This is a genomic window from Nitrosomonas sp. (assembly GCF_043753625.1).
GTDB lineage: Bacteria > Pseudomonadota > Gammaproteobacteria > Burkholderiales > Nitrosomonadaceae > Nitrosomonas.
Genome location: NZ_JAYUWI010000042.1, coordinates 1 through 18,902, shown reverse-complemented (window position 1 = coordinate 18,902; position 18,902 = coordinate 1). Strand labels below are relative to the sequence as shown.

The 18,902-nt window shown below is 48.8% G+C and carries 16 protein-coding genes and 1 pseudogene; 8 read left to right on the top strand and 9 right to left on the bottom strand.

From position 1 onward, the window contains the following. Positions 1 to 51: 51 nt before the first annotated feature. Together ACH10T_RS04095 and ACH10T_RS04090 are read right to left on the bottom strand one after the other, a co-directional pair. Positions 52 to 2,264, bottom strand: a pseudogene (locus tag ACH10T_RS04095) (AAA family ATPase). Positions 2,265 to 2,507: 243 nt separating this feature from the next. After that, the gene (locus ACH10T_RS04090) at positions 2,508 to 2,675 is read right to left on the bottom strand and encodes a hypothetical protein (protein WP_394808055.1); all 168 of its coding nucleotides are present in this window, start codon (positions 2,673 to 2,675) and stop codon (positions 2,508 to 2,510) included. On the opposite strand from ACH10T_RS04090, the gene ACH10T_RS04085 reads away from it, so the two are divergent. From ACH10T_RS04085 to ACH10T_RS04075, 3 genes are all read left to right on the top strand, one after another. Next, the gene (locus ACH10T_RS04085) at positions 2,646 to 2,753 is read left to right on the top strand and encodes a hypothetical protein (RefSeq protein WP_394808054.1); all 108 of its coding nucleotides are present in this window, start codon (positions 2,646 to 2,648) and stop codon (positions 2,751 to 2,753) included. The genes ACH10T_RS04090 and ACH10T_RS04085 overlap by 30 nt on opposite strands. 21 nt (positions 2,754 to 2,774) lie before the next feature. Beyond that, positions 2,775 to 2,945: a hypothetical protein gene (locus tag ACH10T_RS04080; protein WP_394808053.1), complete on the top strand. Its 171-nt coding sequence runs from the start codon at positions 2,775 to 2,777 to the stop codon at positions 2,943 to 2,945. Positions 2,946 to 3,044: 99 nt separating this feature from the next. Next, positions 3,045 to 3,593 carry a hypothetical protein gene (locus ACH10T_RS04075; RefSeq protein ID WP_394808052.1) on the top strand — a complete coding sequence of 183 codons (549 nt, stop codon included), beginning with the start codon at positions 3,045 to 3,047 and terminating at the stop codon, positions 3,591 to 3,593. 13 nt (positions 3,594 to 3,606) lie between these two features. On the opposite strand, the gene ACH10T_RS04070 is transcribed toward ACH10T_RS04075, so the two are convergent. Genes ACH10T_RS04070 through ACH10T_RS04060 form a run of 3 tightly spaced genes read right to left on the bottom strand, consistent with a single transcriptional unit; the run spans position 3,607 to position 9,645 of the window. Further along, the gene (locus tag ACH10T_RS04070; protein WP_394808051.1) at positions 3,607 to 6,735 is read right to left on the bottom strand and encodes an efflux RND transporter permease subunit; all 3,129 of its coding nucleotides are present in this window, start codon (positions 6,733 to 6,735) and stop codon (positions 3,607 to 3,609) included. A 1-nt stretch (position 6,736) separates the two neighbouring features. Continuing rightward, the gene (locus ACH10T_RS04065) at positions 6,737 to 8,296 is read right to left on the bottom strand and encodes an efflux RND transporter periplasmic adaptor subunit (protein ID WP_394808050.1); all 1,560 of its coding nucleotides are present in this window, start codon (positions 8,294 to 8,296) and stop codon (positions 6,737 to 6,739) included. A gap of 11 nt (positions 8,297 to 8,307) precedes the next feature. Beyond that, a complete protein-coding gene (locus ACH10T_RS04060; RefSeq protein WP_394808049.1) occupies positions 8,308 to 9,645 on the bottom strand; it encodes a TolC family protein in 1,338 nt (445 codons plus the stop codon). Positions 9,646 to 9,731: 86 nt separating this feature from the next. Between ACH10T_RS04060 and ACH10T_RS04055 the strand changes: the two genes are divergently transcribed. Further along, positions 9,732 to 9,866, top strand: a complete 135-nt coding sequence (locus tag ACH10T_RS04055; protein ID WP_394808048.1) for a hypothetical protein — start codon at positions 9,732 to 9,734, stop codon at positions 9,864 to 9,866. On the opposite strand, the gene ACH10T_RS04050 is transcribed toward ACH10T_RS04055, so the two are convergent. From ACH10T_RS04050 to ACH10T_RS04035, 4 genes are all read right to left on the bottom strand, one after another. Continuing rightward, positions 9,855 to 10,229 (bottom strand): hypothetical protein, encoded by a 375-nt coding sequence (locus tag ACH10T_RS04050; RefSeq protein WP_394808047.1) that lies wholly within the window; start codon positions 10,227 to 10,229, stop codon positions 9,855 to 9,857. The two genes, ACH10T_RS04055 and ACH10T_RS04050, sit on opposite strands and share 12 nt — an antisense overlap. A 62-nt stretch (positions 10,230 to 10,291) precedes the next feature. Next, positions 10,292 to 11,890, bottom strand: a complete 1,599-nt coding sequence (locus ACH10T_RS04045; protein ID WP_394808046.1) for a hypothetical protein — start codon at positions 11,888 to 11,890, stop codon at positions 10,292 to 10,294. 67 nt (positions 11,891 to 11,957) lie between these two features. After that, the gene (gene cueR / locus ACH10T_RS04040; protein WP_394808045.1) at positions 11,958 to 12,431 is read right to left on the bottom strand and encodes a Cu(I)-responsive transcriptional regulator; all 474 of its coding nucleotides are present in this window, start codon (positions 12,429 to 12,431) and stop codon (positions 11,958 to 11,960) included. Between the two features lie 9 nt (positions 12,432 to 12,440). Then, entirely contained in the window at positions 12,441 to 12,917 is a 477-nt protein-coding gene (locus ACH10T_RS04035; RefSeq protein WP_394808044.1) for a DUF4396 domain-containing protein, read from the bottom strand. A gap of 261 nt (positions 12,918 to 13,178) precedes the next feature. Here ACH10T_RS04035 and ACH10T_RS04030 point away from each other — a divergent pair, with 261 nt between their 5' ends. The 4 genes from ACH10T_RS04030 to ACH10T_RS04015 all read left to right on the top strand — a co-directional run bounded on the left by ACH10T_RS04030 (position 13,179) and on the right by ACH10T_RS04015 (position 18,638). Next, positions 13,179 to 13,601: a Fur family transcriptional regulator gene (locus ACH10T_RS04030; protein ID WP_394808043.1), complete on the top strand. Its 423-nt coding sequence runs from the start codon at positions 13,179 to 13,181 to the stop codon at positions 13,599 to 13,601. Positions 13,602 to 13,671: 70 nt separating this feature from the next. Next, positions 13,672 to 14,001 carry a hypothetical protein gene (locus tag ACH10T_RS04025; RefSeq protein ID WP_394808042.1) on the top strand — a complete coding sequence of 110 codons (330 nt, stop codon included), beginning with the start codon at positions 13,672 to 13,674 and terminating at the stop codon, positions 13,999 to 14,001. Between the two features lie 136 nt (positions 14,002 to 14,137). Beyond that, positions 14,138 to 16,201 (top strand): TonB-dependent receptor, encoded by a 2,064-nt coding sequence (locus ACH10T_RS04020; RefSeq protein WP_394808041.1) that lies wholly within the window; start codon positions 14,138 to 14,140, stop codon positions 16,199 to 16,201. Positions 16,202 to 16,388: 187 nt separating this feature from the next. After that, on the top strand, positions 16,389 to 18,638 hold the full coding sequence (locus ACH10T_RS04015) for a CHASE2 domain-containing protein (protein WP_394808040.1): 2,250 nt from the start codon (positions 16,389 to 16,391) through the stop codon (positions 18,636 to 18,638). Positions 18,639 to 18,902 lie beyond the last annotated feature (264 nt).

The window sequence follows — 18,902 nt, the reverse complement described above, 5'->3', positions numbered from 1 at the left end:
TCTCGCTCAAGCACGTCGATAACCATGACCACCTCAGGTTGGCGCAGATGCTCAACATACTACCGGTAGTGGGCTTGGGAGACAACCGGATAAGCACGGTTCGTTGTTTCCAGCCATACGGTCAATGCTGTTCGCATGACTGAAGTAATGGAGAAGTTTCAGGATGCATTTAGCTTCCTCTTTGCCAAACAAAGCTTCTGCTTTTTGATCAACAGTCTCTTTAAGGTCCCCGGGCAATCTGGAGTAGGTGTAAAGCTCCACAAAACGACGTACTGCATTGGGGAGGAGCATCAAGTCTTCATGGTCTGTTTTATCTGGAGCATTATGGAACCTGTGAATCACTTCAAAAAGGAAGTGATACTCCGAGGCATATTTTGCTAGAGAATCAGGCATGTTGCCAAAGCTGGATGCCTGATTGCCAATGCGTTTGATCAGAAACAGGCGTGCTTGTTTCGGCTTATCCGGCCTAAGTTCCCGTAAGAAGTGAAAGAACTCGAAGTTGTGTGTGGAGATAAAGATTTGCTTGCGGGTGGTCATCCAAGTGCCTTTTTCCTTTTCCTTTTCCTGCCAGAAGAAGAGATCCCGAATGGCAGCGGTGACCTGAAAAATGTGATTGGCATCCAAGCTTGAGATCGGATCATCGATATAAACGATAGTTTCTTTGAATTGCTCAGGCTTGAGCTCTTTCAGCTTGGACAGAAAATAAGAGAAAGCTATGGCCGTTTTCTCTCCAGCACTGAGGTTTTTAGCAGGTTTTCCGTTCTTTCGGATAAGTTGAAACCGATCCTGCCCATCATCGGGTACGACCCTAATCTGTACAGCGTCACTCCCCAGCATGGAAGCCAATCGTTTGTTGATCTCTTCGCGGCCAAGTTGTGCATGGCTAATGATGGCCCGTAACTTATCGACCTCCTGCTGAACGATTTTTGCAAAGCGGTTGAGCCGTTCTTGTCTGGCTTTGAGTCGCTTTACCTTAGATTCATGACCAATCTTTGCCTGTTCGTCAATGAACTCCTGCACGTAATGGCGCTTGATCTTCTGGATGGCATCCTGCTTGGCTTTGTTGAAATTGGATGCGATTTGGTTGTTGTCGTCAATGACCTGGTTGATAGCTTGCACTACATTGGTGATGGCCTGGGCAAGGCTGTCAGGAAACGCCGTAGGCTCTTGGACCTTGAAGGGAGCATCAATTTTTCGCTGTACGTCATCGGCAAGCGTTCAATAGCTTTGTTGTAAGCTTCAATGGGTTTGAGCAGCAAAGCTGCTGCTCCGCGGAACTTGTCACGAAACTGCGGGTTAAACTCGGCTTCCTTGGGAAGTGGAAACAAAACCTTGGTCGCCTTGACTCGGTTGTGTAGTTGCTCGACCTTACTCTTGTGGTCGGCCAAATCTTTGGAAAAGTGGGTCTGCAATTCGGTCTGCCTGTGCTTGCTTAGATCGCCGCCGCAAAACTCGCACTTGTCCTTCTCTGAGTGTAGCGGAAGACCGGTCTCAATCCACCGCTCAATCAGCGGATTTTCTTCCAGGTGCTTGATGGTGTTGACAAGGCTCGGAGTTGCAGCAAGCACCGAAATGGCCTCTTTATACAGTAAATCGATGGATGGTGACGCAGCAAGACGTTCAATAGTGCCAGGCCGTTCGCTATCTGGTGTCAGAGCTAGCTTTAGATCATCACGAAGTTTGTGCTCGGCCTGAAGCTGTGAAGCGTCAAAGTTTGAGATCGTTTTGATGTCGTTGCCAAGATGGGTTGCGGTGTAGGCCTCAACCAAGCCAATAGTCTTCTTGATCTTAGCTGCTGCGGCTGTCCTGGCCGCTGAGAAGGCAGATTCGAGACCGCTTGCTGCGTTAGCAAAGGCTTTGACCTTCTCCTGCGTCCGTTTGTTCAGCTCCTCGCAGTGATCGAGCTTCTTCTGAGCCTCTTCGGATTCTTTTCCCAGGAGTAGGATCGGTTTGAAGCTTTGACCGGTGAAATTGAGGTTGTCTCGGACAAAGTCTTCATTGAAAACTTGCACAATCAGGTTTGATTGTGCAAAGTTTGTTTCAGTTATCGGGTCATTATCGGTCTCGAAGGTAAATGAACAATTCAAGAGATCGGGATTCGGCAGCTTGCTCTCTAACTGAGCGAACAGTCGCGAAAGCGTGGTCTTGCCTGAATAGTTCCAACCGTAAATGAGGTTTTTGACACCGAACTCTTGAGTTCCTGCTGGCTTGGTGTAATTCTCATAGACACCTAAACCTTTGATTTTTAAAATTCCCTTGATCACTTTCTTCCCCTATCGTTATCTACAATCTACCACGCATCGGCTATTGCCTTCGATAGCGGTGATCATCAAGGTAGCTAACTACAATTAGATTACAAATATAATACACACTCATCGTATAAAACAAATGACTATAGCCACCAATGAAATTGCACATCAACAAGTTTTAGGGCAATTCTCGATTGCAAGAAGAACTGGGGAAACACTAGAATAGTACAAAGATATTTTTGCATGTTGATCAATCTACTAATTTTCCGGTTTATGTGATCTCCTGAAAGAAGCCCCCTTTACCACCGCATACACTGCCGGAAGAATAATCAGCGTCAGAATCGTTGCCAAAACCATACCGCCGCCATTCGGCGCTAGGTATTCAAGCTGATTCCCGTGCCAGGGCATACGGATTTGGTTTGGCATTGCGCCTTTTCTCCCGACGGCAAGCTGATCGCATCAGCTTCCAATGATGGCACAACCCGGATCTGGTCCAGTCCGTAAGGAGATTGCCTGCAACTGCTGATGCATTTGTCCGAGCGGCAATGGGCAAGCTGGCATGCCGAGGGCTATGTTATCGACAACAGTCCGCAAGCCTGGCACTATTTACATGTCAGCGCCATCGACCCGGCCACGCAGCGGTTGCGGCGTTATCCGGTCGAAGTTTTGGGTGCATTGCCGCATGCCTATCGGTAGACAATCCTTGAAAAACCTATTCAAAGCCATCCATTCAAAACAAAACAAGCGGAAATTATCATAAAATAAACCCTATTGTAAAAAAGATGGGACGAAATAATGGCGGCTAAAAAGACAGGCCCCGCCTGGAGTGATGTAAAAGGAAAGCTGGTGAATTTTGACCGGGAGGGATTGCTGGATTTGGTACACGATTTATATTCAGCGAATAAGGACAATCAGATTTTTTTGCACGCCCGTTTTAATCTGGGCGGTGATGTATTGAAGCCCTACAAAGCAACCATTAATCGTTGGCTGTGGCCTGATATCCTCAAGAATCAAGACTACTCAGTGGCCAAAGCGAAGAAAGCGATTAGCGATTACAAAAAAGCGATCGGTCAAGCGGAAGGGCTGGCTGAGTTGATGGTGTATTATTGCGAGTGCGTAACCGGTTTCAGCAATAATGTCGGTATTGAGGATGAAAGTTACTTGGATGCGTTGGTGCGAATGTTCGAACAAGCGCTCAAAGCCGTCGCTGCTTTACCTGAGATACAACGCGATCCGTTATGGACGCGGCTGGACGCTGTCCGCCGCGTCAGTCACGACAACCTCGGTTATGGCGTGGGCGAAGACATGGATGACTTGCTGGCTGAATACAGAGTCGTTGGCTGACTATGACCCTGGTCTAGCCGTTCTTCAGCGCACGCTGTATCGAAATCCCCTTCACCACCGCATACACCGCCGGGAAAATAATCAGTGTCAGGATCGTAGCGGAAACCATTCCGCCCACCATCGGCGCCGCAATCCGGCGCATTATTTCAGAACCGGTTCCGGTGCTGAGCATGACCGGCAGCAAGCCGACCACGCTGCCCACGATGGTCATCATTACCGGGCGTATTCGATAGACCGCGCCTTGCACGACGGCTTCGTACAGATCCGTCAGCGTTACTTTCTCTGCGAGTGCTTTGCGCTGCCGGGAGATTGTGCTGAGCGACTGGTCGATAAACACCAGCATGACCATACCGGATTCCGCGGCAATGCCGATCAGGCCAATGAAACCGACGACTGCGGCGATGCTCAGGTTGTATTCCAGCCAATACATCAGCCAAATGCCGCCAACCAGTGAAAAAGGCACCGATAGCATGACGATCAGCGTTTCGGTCAATCGGCCGAAATTTAAGTACACCAGCAAGAACACCATCAAAATGGTAAGCGGCACAACCAGTTTCAATTTCTCAGTCGCGCGTTGCATATATTCAAACTGCCCGCTCCAGGTCGCATAGTACCCCGGCGGAAATTGCACTTGATCGCGCACGGCTTGCTGCGCATCGGCAATATAACCGCCGATATTGCGGTCGCGAATATCGACGAAAATGTAAGCAGACAGCAGCGCATTCTCCGTACGAATACTCGGCGGCCCCTGCACCAGCTTGACTTGCGCCAATTGACCCAGCGGAATCATCGTGCCACCCATCGCGGGCACCAGCACTTGCGTCGCTATGGCTTGCGGATCGCTACGCAGTTCGCGCGGATAGCGGATCGCCACGTCAAAGCGCTCACGGCCCTCGACCGTGGTGGTAATCACTTGCCCGCCCAACGCAACCGAAATAACCTCGAGCAAATCACCGACCGCCAATCCGTAACGCGCCAACGCCAGGCGATCGGGCTCGATATCCAGGTAATAGCCGCCGGTAATGCGCTCGGCATAGGCGCTGGCGGTACCCGGTACTGTTTTCACCACGGCTTCAATCTGCCGGGCAATCGCTTCGATTTCATCCAGATTGCTGCCGAACACTTTGATGCCGACCGGTGTGCGGATGCCGGTCGCCAGCATGTCGGTACGGTTCTTGATCGGCATAGTCCAGGCATTCGCGACACCGGGAATTTGCAGCGCTTGATCGAGCTCGGCGATCAGTTTGTCGATCGTCATGCCGGGACGCCATTCGTTTTCCGGTTTTAAATTGATGATGGTTTCGGTCATTTCCAATGGCGCCGGGTCGGTGGCAGTGTCGGCGCGCCCGGCTTTACCGAAAACAGAGGCGACTTCCGGGAAAGTCATGATGATTTTATTTTGCGTTTGCATCGTTTCCGCCGCTTTGGTCACCGAAATTCCCGGTAACGTGACGGGCATATACAATAGCGTGCCTTCGTTCAATGTCGGCATGAATTCCGTGCCCAATTTCATGGCCGGATAAGCGGTGGCAACCAGCACGCCTAATGCGATTACCAGTATGGATTTTTTCCAGCGCATTACCCCGGCCACAATCGGCTGATACCATCGAATCATGAAACGGCCCAGCCGATTATCTTCCTCGCGTGGAATCCGGCCGCGTATCAGCAGCAGGATCAACACCGGAACCAGCGTAATCGACAAGAGCGCCGCACCGGCCATGGCAAACGTTTTGGTATACGCCAGCGGCTGGAACATGCGCCCTTCCTGCGCTTCCAATGCAAATACCGGAAGGAACGACACGGTAATAATCAGCAAGCTGAAAAATAAGGATGGGCCGACTTCCTTGCAAGCAGCGATCACCGCATTCGTGCGTGACTCTCCCGGCCCGAGGCGCGCTAGATGTTTGTGCGAATTTTCAACCATGACGATCGCGGCATCAGTCATTTCCGCAATCGCCAGCGCAATACCCGCCAGGCTCATGATATTGGAATTGATTCCGAGTTGCGCCATGGCGATGAAAGCAATCAGCACGCCAATTGGCAACATGATAATCGCCACCAGCGCACTGCGCACGTGCATCAGGAATACCACGCAAACCAGCGCCACGATGACGATTTGCTCGATAAATACTTCTTTCAGCGTCGCAATGGCGCGGTGAATCAGCTCAGAACGATTGTAAATTGATTCAACCGAAACATCCTGTGGCAAGCCGGATCTGATTTCGTCAATTTTTGCTTCGAGAGCATGAATCACATCCAGTGCATTTTCACCATAGCGCGCCACCGCAATGCCGGAAACGGCTTCACCCTCACCATTCAGCTCAGTAATGCCGCGGCGTTCTCCGGGAATCAGTTCCACGCGGGCAATATCACGTAACAAAACAGGCTTGCCGATATGCGCCCTAACCACCAGATTCTCAAGATCGCTAATGCCGCGTAGATAACCCCGGCCACGCACCATATATTCCGTTTCCGCCAATTCAATGACGCGCCCGCCGACATCTCGATTGCTGGCGGCGATGACTTCAGTGATTCTTTTCAGTGGTATATCGTAGGCTTGCAGGCGGCGCGGATCGACCGTGATTTGATAGGTTTTAACAAATCCGCCGACGCTGGCGACTTCCGATATTCCGTGCGTGGTGGTTAGTTGATAACGCAAGAACCAGTCCTGAATAGTGCGTAATTCATCCAGGGTGCGATCCTTAGCGGTAACAACATATTGATAAAGCCACCCGACTCCGGTTGCATCCGGACCAAGCGCAGGCCGCACATCCCGAGGGAGTTGGTTTGCCGCAAAATTCAAATATTCCAGCACACGCGATCGCGCCCAATAAATATCCGTGCCATCTTCAAAAATGACATAAATAAACGAGACACCAAATGCAGACTGGCCACGCACCACTTTTGACCGGGGCACGGCGAGCATAGCGGTGGTGAGCGGATAGGTCACCTGGTCCTCGACCACCTGCGGCGCCTGTCCAGGATACTCCGTATAAATAATGACTTGTACATCGGATAGATCGGGAATCGCGTCGACCGGCATCTTCCATACGGCGTATATTCCCCAGCCAACAATAAAGGCTGTGCTTAGCAGCACCAGGAAAACATGTCGAATCGACCATTCAATAATGTACCTGAGCATATCAGTGCCTCCCGTGGTTGTGCGCACCGTCGGCTGCTTCCATGCGCACCAACACAAATTCACCGGCCGATTCTTCCGCTATCTCAAAGCTAATTTGCTGACCCGGCTTGAATGATTGGAGTAGAACCGGTTCCAGAAAGCGAAAATCCATCGTCATGGCAGGCCACTGAAGACTTTCAATCGGGCCATGCGCAATTGTAACCATCGCATGCGCTAAATCAATGGCTTTGATCGTTCCCTCGCCGCGATAGGTCATGCGGGAAGCGCTGGCAGTCTGTCCACTGGTGCTTGTTTCTTGATGGTTTTGTCCAAATCCACTTAATGCATTCTTGAAATTGCTTTCCGCATCGATCAGAAAATTCGCCTTGACCACCACGGTTTCTCCGGCTCGAAGCCCACCCAGCACTTCAACGTAACCATCGGCATGCATGCCGAGCTTCACCGTGCGCGGCTCAAAGCGGCCTGCTCCGAGATCGATCAATACCACCCGGCGGGTACCGGTATCCAGTACTGCAGAATCAGGTACCGTTAACACTTTATCTTTGCTATGAAACGAAGAAAATTCGACGTGCGCATACATCGCAGGCTTTAACAGACCACCGGGATTGGCAAGAATAATACGTACGATGGCTGTGCGCGTTTCGGGCGTCACCGCCGGGTATATAAATGCCACTTCGCCGTTGAAGACTTTATCGGGATAAGCATCTATTCGAACAGTAGCCAATTGACCCGGATGAATAAGGCCGAGATCCTGTTCGAACACATCAACCAGCATCCAAATACTCGACAAATCTGCAATTTGATAAAGCATTTCTCCCGGCATAAAGCGCTGCCCCATGACCGCTTGCTTTTCCAAAACCACACCATCAACTTTTGCGCGTAACGTCATGTATTGCTGCACTTCACCGGTTTGCTGCAGGCGCCGCAACTCAGCTTCTGCGATGTCCCAATTACGCAGTTTTTGCAATGCGCCAGCAATTAGTCGTTGCATGGCAGCACGCACGTCCTGATTGCTGTCGGCAACGGATTGCAGTCCTCTTACCGCAATCAGGTATTCCTGTTGCGCGGTAATCAGATCAGGGCTGTAAACATCCATCAAGGCATCGCCTTTTTTTACCACTTGCCCTGTGGTATTAACATACAACCGGTGAATCCAGCCTTCAAACTTGGTCACCACGTTGTATTGTTTGCGCTCATCGATCTGAACCGTCGCTACCGCCCGCACGGTACGTATCAGTTCGCGCAATATTGCTGCTTCCGTGCGCACGCCCAGTTTCTGCACTTTTTCCGTGCTAATGGTCACGACGTTTTGATCCGAAGGCGATTCGTCACCGTCATAAACCGGCAGATAATCCATTCCCATCGGATCTCTTTTAGGTACTGGAGAAGTATCGGGCAGGCCCATCGGGTTGCGATAGTACAAAATTTTCTTGGTTTTTTCCGGTTGGGCTGTATCGCCATGAGCAAATTTCTGCGATTGCGTGCTGCCCCACCAATAACCAGCGAACATCAAGGCGACCACTGTTAAGGCAAGCAACAATAATTTAACGATTGATTTCATGGGAGATTCCATTATCTGTGTTCATCATGTCGCTTGCCGACCAACAGTTCGATTTCCGCCAACGCCTTGTGGTAACTTGTGATTGCGGCAACCAAGCTGGTTTCGTAATCGAACACGGTCATTTGGTTATCCAGAACGGTCAGAAAATCAACGCGATTCACCTTGTACGCTGACAATGACGACTCAACGGTCAGCCGCGCTTGCGGCAGGATGGTCGATTGATAAAGCTGCGCCGATTTGTAGCTTTGCTCCGCAATGGCGAGCTGTTGCCGCGATGTGGCGGCGATCTCGTTGATTTGCGCCTGGTGCAGGCTCATGGCCTGGTCGCGTAACGCCAATGCTTCCGAAACGCGCGGCTCCAGCTTGCTTTTCCGCCATACTGGCAGATTCATGGTCACGGTGAAACTGACCTCGTCGGCGCGCCCGGTGCCGTCCAACCGGCTTTCGCGTTGTCCGTACATCAAGCGCGGCGTGAAGTCAGGGTAATAATCTTTTTGCGCCAGATCCAACACTTTGTCGCTGCGCGCGATCAAACTTTTCAACGCCAGCAAGCGCGGACGCTGAATCAAGGCGGCCTCATACAATGCTTCCAGTTTCAAAGCCGGTTCATGGTAAAGCTGTACCGGCAGCGGCGCCGGTGCTTTACTGCCCATGCCGCGCCCCAGCGCGCGCAGCAGATTCGCTTCGAACATGGGCTGCTCACGCGCGAGGCCGATCAGGCGATCCATCATCCGCGATACTTGTGTCTGCGCTTTCAACACATCGGCCTGACTGCCTTGGCCGACTTGATAACGTTCTTCCGCAATGCGCAAAAAATGTTCGAGAGTTTGCTTATTCTTCTCGACCAGCTTAATCAGTTCGAGCGTGAGTCCGAGATCGAAATAGGCAGTTTTGAGGTCATGCACGATGCGATTGATGGTTTCCTGATAACCATACTCGATCGCCTCTGCATCCTTGCTGGCTACCGCCTCGCGCAAATCGCGTTTGCCTGGAAAAGGCAATGCCTGTGCCAACCCGATCATTTTCATCGTCATATCTTCAGTACGAAAAGGTGATGCGGCAATCGGCATATACAACACACCGATTTCAACTTGCGGATCATCCAATGCACCTGCCGGCGCGACCCTTTGCTGTGCGGCTTGATGTTCCTGAGCCGCGGCTCGGATTTCTGGGTTATTTTTCAGAGTTTCCGCGATCAAATCAGATAACAGCGGGGTGTTATGCACCAGAAGTGCGTCCTCGGTTGCTCTTTCAATTGACTTAGAAAAAATAATCGAACGAGATTCTTGTGCTTGAGCGGTTATCGCGGTAATTGCCCCTATTAATGCGATCATACCTGCGCGAATCATCGGAGCCTCCTCATCGGAGCCGATTGGATTTGAACAAAAAATATTAAATACATCAATGCCTCCAGACCGTAATCAATGATATTGCCATGGCAGAAAACCTGCCGGCAGGTTATCGAATAGGGTTAGCGTGCAAGTTCGCCAATGCTACTTGGTGTCCTGCGGCTCGCTTAATATCCCCTACTCTCGCGCTGGCGCGCAAACAATTAGGATTAGGCGGCTAGAGGTGGGCGTTGCGGCTGTTCGGGTACAAATGAAATAAAACTGGAATGTAATGAAGTAATAGCGGAAGTGTGATTAGTGAGTACTGGCGCAGTATAGCCCGACAGAATCGGCGTATTGCTATAGGCGTCACAAGCGGTATCGCTGCATGGCAAGCTGGCTAATAAGTGATCGGATGTATTATCAGCCGTTTGCTTATGACAGCCATCGTGATGATGGCTGTCAATAGTTATTGTTGATTTGTGATGATGACTGTTAATATTTTTTTCCTGTACACACACTGACAAGACAGCTGCTGCAGCACCTTGCAATGGGAGCCAGAGCATGAAAAAAACCAATAACCATTTGTAGTTGCGTGCTTTCATTTTTTTAGTATAAACGATTTCCAGGCTTGACAAACAAAATCTTCAACCATTAATGTTCTTTATCAACGTAGCCAATTAGACGCGCTCAATTGCTGGAACTGCTCCTCATAACGATTTGCCTTAAACTGATCACCGGCAAGCCTTGCCGCCTGCTCAGCGCGAAATACACCGTTGCGGCGATTCGGTGTACGGATTAGCGAGGTTTCGAATTCCTTCAGCGCTTCACCGGGTTGCTTCAATTCAAGCAGTAACTCGCCCAGCAATTCCCTGGCGGGTACTATTGCGCTCGGCGTGACATTGTCTTTTTCGGTCGAGTCTTCCAATTCAGCCGAAGCGCGCATCAGTTTCACCGCTTCTTCCGTTCTGCCTGCCGCATAAGCAATCCAGGCCGCCACTGCCAGACGCTGAATTTCAATTTGATCAACCGGATAGCCTTTATTTGTCGCTTTATCGGCATCGCGCAATACCTCCAGCCGTTGCAGACTGTTTCGGGCAACATCCGCTTGTCCGCTTCTGGCAGCGCCCAAGCCGCGGGCAAAATGCGTTATAGCCTCGCACCAGCCAAATTGATTCCAGGGAAAATCGGCCGGACTAACGGTTAATCCCGCGGCCTCTCGCCATTCGCCGCGCTCCAGCGCATACCGCGCCGGAATCGCCGCGAATGCATAAGCAGAAGTGGTATTTTCCGGCTGCGCTTTTTGAATACCGTGCAGTTCTTGCAGGATTTCCCTGGATTTTTCCGTTTCACCGGTCTGCAGATGGGCGTACATCATATAGTCCATAAAGTGAAACTGCTGATCCCAGGTTCCGTTCACAGCATTTTTCCGTGCATAGTCTTTTGCTGCATGGTACGCCGCCAGATTGGATTGCGCCGCCTCCGGCCACTGTCCCAGCCGGATGAAAATGTGCGACGGCATGTGCAACGCGTGCGGCACGGCCGGAGCGATCTTCGCGTACGTTTGGGCTGCGCTGAGCCCGAGCCCGGCCAGGCCGGGATAATCGCTGCCGTGGATGATGTAATGCGCCACGCCGGGATGACCCGGTTCGTGCTCCAGCACCTTTTGCAGTAAACCCAGCGCCTTCTTCTGTTTGGCATAAGTCTTGTCTTTTGGAGCAGCCGTGGAGATCAGCGCCAGGGCGTAAAACACCGCGGCTTCCCGGTCATCCGGGTTTTGCATCCAGACCTGTTCCATGGCGTCCTGATAAGCGATCTTCCGGGCACCGTAATCTGCTTTCTCGTCGCCTTGGTACAAGGATGCAACCGCTGCAAGATAGGCTTTTTCCCGCTCCGTTTTGATCACCCGCTTTTCCGCTTGTTGCAGCGCTTCGCGCCCCTGCTGCAATTCCGCTGTGACCGGGGGTGTTGCCCATAACTGGGGATAGAGGCTCATTGCAACACCCCAGTAGCCCATGGCGCAGGCGGGATCGGTAACGGTCACTTGACGGAACATCTTTCCGGCCTCGTCGTACCAGAAGGAATGCAACATCGCGACCGCCTGATTAAACTGTGCCTGCGCTACCGGCGAGCATGAAACCGGAAAAGTGACTTTTCCCAATTTTTCCTCATCCAAAGCGCCTGAATGGTGGTGATCGCCGTCTGCCCGCAACAAACCCGCGGACATCAAGGCAAGGATAAAAATAATGGATACGGCTGTTTTCATGGTATACCTCCAACGATTGAAATAGATCACCGGGATAAATAATCAGAGTTATCCCGATGACATCGGGTTATTGGCCACCGCGCGGCATTAACCGGCGCACATGGGCTAGCGGACGGTTCGCGCTGCGTGTCTCGATAACCGCTTGCGCGCTATCTTCACCGGCCAAAGATGCCAGAATCGGACATTCCGGGCGATCATCGCCGTGGCAATGCGTCATCAATTGCGACACCGCTTGAGCCATCGATTCCAGTTCAGTGATCCTCTCCTTCAACTCAGCCAGGTGCGCTGCGGCAAGCTGCTTGACCTCGCGCGCCGGCCGTTGCCGGTCGTGCCATAACGACAGCAGTTGCTTGATTTGTGCGGTACTAAAACCGGCCGTGCGCGCCCGGCGGATAAAACGCAAGGTATGAATGTCGCGTTCATCGTAATGGCGATAGCCTGAGTAAGAACGCGCCGCTTCCGGAATGAGACCGGTCGCTTCGTAGTGGCGGATCATTTTTGCCGATAAGCCTGAAGCGCGTGCTGCCTGTCCAATATTCATGCCGTTACCTCAATGATAAGCATGCGCAAGCGCATGACCGCGGCCTCGCGCGATGAGCCAGCGATTGACCGGAAAAGCGGCAATGCCTGCAATGACCAAGGCACTCGCCAGGCTGCCCCAGAACAGCAACGAATCAAGCGATGCATTCATCGCGCCCGGGATCATTAACATCATCAGATTATCGGTGATCTCCATGATCGCAATAGAAGCCGTATCGGCTGCGAGAGCGGTACGCATGGCCGCCTTGTAGCTGTACCCCGCGCGTAGAATAGGCAGCATGGTCAACAGGTAACCGGATAGAAAAGCGAGCGTTATCGCAAGCGCTATCGTTTCCTCACTGCTCCAGCCCAGTGCCGTTCCAATCACCATACCGGCAACCTCACCGATCGCACAGCCTGACAAGCAATGCACGGTGGCCATGAACGCAACCCTGTTCAATGATTGTTCGTTAGCCGTAGGATGATTATGATGTAAATGGTTTTTCATGTTCAACTCCTGTATCAATTTTTTGTGGAGTCTTAATGCTAAACCTTCCCATAGTTGGAATGTCAAGCATTAAATCTCAGCATGCATTGATAGCCGAATCCCTCTGCTTTGATTCCCCCATTGATATCAATGAAACTCTGGTGCAGAAAAATCATCTCTTTATCAAAGCGCGGATTCTTGCGCAAACAAATTACTTGTTGCACTCAGCAACTCATTCCATTACAATAATTGCAACAATGTTGCGTTTATTTAAGTATGTTTATGTCTAATAAGCTTCACAGTACCGCTGAGGCATTGATCCGGCACAGCGGCGGCAGAGCAACAGTAGGCAGAATCAGAATTCTGGCCATTTTTCTGGCAGAACAACAAGCGATTACGCACCGGGAAATTGAACAGCGTTTGCCGCAAACCTTGCAACTGGATCGGGTGACTTTATATCGCGCGCTGGGATGGCTCGTCGATAAAAATCTGATCCACAAAGTAACCAGTGATGATCGAGCTTGGCGTTATCATGCCAACCGGGGATTGCATTCACATCAGCATGCACATTTCAAATGTACCCATTGTGCACAGGTGATCTGCCTGAGTGATTTGCCGATTGAGCGAAACTGGCCTTTACCGATTGGCTATCGATTTCAAGAAATTGAGCTGACGGTGAAAGGCCTTTGTGCCGATTGCAGTTAAAAAATTCACTTTACAAAATAAAAGGTCAAGTGATTTTCTATGGCTAGAAAACCAATTTGAATTTCCAATGATGCGCAAAAGCTTATTTCTAATTTTGACGTTAGCATTATTGTCTGTGCCGATCTTTTCGATGGCACATGCTTTCACACATTTCGCACAAACCGATATGCTCGATGTTACTGAAACCGAGACTGATAATGGCGCTGATCTCGATGAAATCTGCTTGGATTGTCTTGCGCTTACTGCATTAAATATCTTTTTAGTTGTTTCTGGATTATCCCTTTGTGGCCCGATAACACGTCACCACTTGTCATCACTAACAGTCAGGCATCATTCTGACAACAAAACCCCTTCCTATCATTCACGTGCACCTCCTGTTTCATTCTCTCTGATTTATTAAACGGTCAATCCTGATCTGTATCAGATGTCAAACAATCTATTGATTGTCTTGATTTGTATTGAATACCTGTGATTGATCAGTTTCATTGGCGCAACTCAGTTGCACACCAAACACCCTATTTAATTAGGAAAACTGCATGGATTGTTCTGAGCATAAATTAAATAATGCTGCCGGGTTGTATAAAGGCAAAACATCTCAAACAGTGGCAGTTATCTTGGTATTTTCCCTGCTGGAAATATCCAATAGTCATGCACAAAGCGTCAATAAGAACGTCGAGTTACCAAGTGTCCAAATTACTGCGCCGAACGCAAGCTCGGCTGAGTCATCTGGGGTTAAGGCTGATATTGTATTGCAAGGCGATCGCCTGCGCCGGAAACGTGAGACCAATCTGGGTGATACGCTATCGCATGAACTGGGAGTAACGTCTAGTAGTTTTGGACCAGGTGCTGGCCGCCCAATTATTCGAGGACAGGACGGGCCTCGTGTACAGGTTTTAGAAAATGGTGTTGGTACGGGTGACCTGTCGATCATTAGCCCGGATCATGCCGTGGCAACAGAAACCTTAAATGCGTCACGCATCGAAATACTACGCGGACCATCCACATTGTTGTACGGCAGCGGTGTGTCCGGTGGCGTGGTGAATGTCGTCAACGATCGCATACCTGATCGATTATTTAAAACGCCCCAGGCTAACTTTGAAGGACGCTTCAATTCCGCTCTGGAAGAACGCAATGGTGCGCTCAATGCATCAGGAAGCTTGGGCAGAATGTCCTGGAATATTGAAGGCGCCAAAAGAAAAACCAATGATGTTCATATCCCCGGGCGTGCTAATCCCAATGATCCGAATAGTGAAGTCGGCTTTATCAGAAATAGTGCCATCGATTCGAGTAATTTATCGGTGGGCAGTTCCTATATTGGTGACCGCGGCTTTGTGGGCATGTCGGTTTCAAAGCTGGAAAATTTTTACGGTATTCCCGGTCCGGAAGGTGCAAAAATTGACATGAGTCAGACCCGCTACGGTTTGGCTGGCGATCTGGATAATCCATTAAAAGGATTCCAGCAACTCAAGGTGCGCTTTAATTATAATGATTACCAGCACAAGGAGCTCGAACAAAGTGGTGATGCTGGTAGCCGTTTTAAAAATAACGAATTGGATAGCCGAGCTGAACTCATCCATTCCCCGATCGCTAAATGGCAAGGCGTTATGGGCATTCAGTTACAGAATCGTAATTTTTCCGCTAAAGGTGAAGAAGCTTTCGTGCCATCCAGTCTCTCGCAATCGGCTGGATTATTTATGCTTGAAAAGCGTGAATGGCAGCAATGGCGGTTTGAAGTAGGCGGGCGTTTTGAACATACCGCCCATAACCCGCAAGCCACGCTGCTTCAAACACGTGATTTTAATTTGTATAGCGTATCTGCAGGAAGTGCCTGGAAATTTATGGATGGTTATCAGGTTGACTTAACTGCCACACGCGGACAACGAGCCCCGAATACTGTCGCACTGTATGCCGATGGCAGGCATATCGCTACCAATACTTTTGAGCAAGGGGATCAGACCCTGAGAAAAGAAACTTCGAATAACTTTGACATTGCACTGCAAAAAACCACAGGTACGATCACCGGTAAAGTAAATTTATTCTATAACTACATTAATGATTATATTTTCCAGCAAAGTCGCGATAGTAATCTTGATGGTTTCGCGGACAGGGTAAATGATGAAGGCCTATTGGATCGGCATGGTGCTTTCCTGGTTCAGGATTTTTCACAAACACGTGCAAAATTTTACGGTGTGGAAGCCGAAGCCATAGTTGCACTATTACCCGATACACTTAACTTGCGGCTATTTACCGATATCGTATACGGCAGACTGAAGGATAATGGCAATATTCCGAGAATGACTCCGCAACGCTTCGGTTTTGATCTGGATTACAGGAAAAATTCGTGGCAAGCTAATTTTAACCTCACACGGGTAACAGGCCAGCATCGCGTAGCCGTATTAGAAACCGAAACATCTGGTTACACGCTGATGAATGCCGAAATGGGTTATCACATGAAACTATCTAAATCCGTTCACTATACACTTTTCCTGCAGGGCAGAAATTTGCTGGATAACGATATGCGTGTACATACCTCGTTTCTAAAAGATACCGTACCATTGCCGGGACGAGCTATCGTTGCAGGAATTAGAGGCGCATTTTAAAAATTAGATATGACCAGTATTCAGACATGTGTAATTGATATGAGAATCTAAGTGCTTGTCTTCTTGCTGCTATAATGAAAATCGTGCAGTCCTAAAGACCATTTCCAGGATTATGATTTCAGGCTATTTTGAATGTCTTAAAAATCGTTTCTATCAATCTTGTTATCAGTAGGTCTGGAACACCAACATGACAAAATGGTTTAAGCAGCTACTCTTAGGTAGCTTTATCGGTTTATTCGGTGTGCTTATATATCTATTGCCATTCGGGTTAGCGCTTGAAGAAAAATTTGGCTTAAACTGGCTATTTCATTTGCGCGGTGCGATTACTGCGCCCGATGATGTAGTTGTTGTTGCGATTGACCAGCCCTCGGCTACCCAACTGGATTTGCCGATTACACCTCGACTATGGCCACGCGACTTACATGCCAGCCTAATTGATAAGCTCACCGAGGCGGGTGCACGTGTCATCATTTTTGACCTTATTTTTGACACACCCAGTGCTATCCCAGAGAACGACAAGAAGCTAGCGCATGCGATAAAAACTGCGGGTAATGTCGTATTAATTGAACGATTGGTTTATCGTGATACAGGATTACTCATAGACGAAGAACAAACACAAAATCGTATTTTTGAAGAAGGCCCCGCGCCGCTCCTGCCAATCATTGCAGATGCTGCCGAAGCTCGCGCACCCTTTCCATTACCTAAAGCTGAACGAGTCAATGATTATTGGACTTTTAAAGCGAGTGCTGGAGATATTCCCACGGCGCCAGTCATCGCGCTACAAATTTTCACCTTGCCAATATATGACGATTTCGTTCGCTTACTACAAGCAGCAGATCCAACAATAACCGAACAATTACCTTCTCATTCGAAAGATAATGATATCGAAGATTTGATATTAACACTGCGCCATATATTCATTAATCGGCCACAAATGACCCAAAAGATACAAACGGAGCTCAATCGTGATTCAAATATGAGTCTCGCCAAAAAGAAGATGGTCACTTCGTTATTAAATCTATATTCAGGTCAAGATAAACACTACCTGAACTTTTATGGTCCACCACGTAGTGTAACGACAATTCCTTATTATCAAGTGTTACAACTTCATGAAAATAATAGTAATAAAAATCTACCGGAAGGAATCGATTTTAAGGGTAAGGTTGTTTTTGTCGGATTTTCAGGCGCTACCCAGCCCGAGCAAGATATCGTGCGAGACGATTATCATACGATATTCTCAAATCCGGACGGCCTTTTCATAAGCGGTGTCGAGATTGCTGCAACGGCTTTCGCCAATTTATTGGAAAACAAGCCTATCAGGCCTTTACCACTTTCGGGTGCTCTAGGAATTCTATTTCTGCTAGGTTTTGTGATGGGAATTGTTTACCTGATTTTGTCTACCCGGGAATCTATTGTGCTGGGTATTTTTGTCATATCGATTTACACCTTCTGCACATACTACCTGTTTAAGGAAGCCGCTATTTGGTTACCTGTGATGATTCCATTTTCACAAATACTATTTGCTTTTATTTTGGCAGAAATACAAAAGCATCACTTAGAAAAGAGGAAAAGTAAGCAACTCGAGATACAACTAATGGAAATCAGAAAATCATTAGGTTCTTCTTACCCCAACAAAACCGTAGAAAAAATATTAGGAAGCAAAGATGAGTATGGCATTTATAGCCCCTGCTTAACCACGGATGTGGCGGGATACACAACATTAGCTGAACTGATGGATTCAAGGGATTTGGGCCAGTTGATCAATGGATATCGCGACGTATTGAAAAATCCAATTAGGCAACATGAAGGACACATCATGGATATGATTGCAGATTCAATGCTGGCAATATGGATTGATGACCCGGAAAATGCCATTCTGCGAACGAAAGCATGCCAGGCATCCCTTGATTTAGCTGCCGCAGTCGAGCGATTTAACCAATCGCAATCAGACAGTAGGTTACTGTTGCCGACCAGAATAGGATTGCATTTTGGTGAAATGTCCCTGAGAAGAGGGTATGGAAGTTACAACGTCATTGGAGATGTCGTAAACACTGCCAATCGAATTCAAGGCGCCAATAAAGTTCTCAAAACACGCATCTTGCTATCCAGTGAAGTAGTCGATGGCTTAGATGGTTTTCTCACACGCTCGCTTGGTGATTTTATATTGCCGGGAAAAACAATCCCGGTAAGGCTATTGGAGCTGATGGCCTATCGGCAATCAGCCAGTGAAAAACAATTGTGGTTATGTGAAATCTTCGCGCGTGCATTGAATGCCTACCAGTTACAAAGATGGACTGAAGCCAGTCAAGGTTTTTACGATATTCTCCAAGTCTTTCCTACGGATGGCCCAACGCAATTCTTTCACTCGTTGTGTTTGAGATACAAAGATAAATCTCCAGCAGGCTCATGGCCTACCTCAAGAATCGATAGCAAATAGTATTAGCGAAGAAATAAGTAAAAGCTACCTGGGTGTGAGAATTCTCACATACAACAAATAATTCTGTAATTATACTTTCAATCAGGTTTGATAAATATCAAATATCCTGTCTAGTTATAAGGTTATCTACCTCGTATAATCAAAAATTAAACTAGCTCAATTATTGGTTCTGTCGCATTAAGCGCAAAAATGCATATTTTGGATGAGCTGGCATGCCATCCCTTTAAACTAGACGGATTTATTCTGGCAGCGCATAAAATTGCT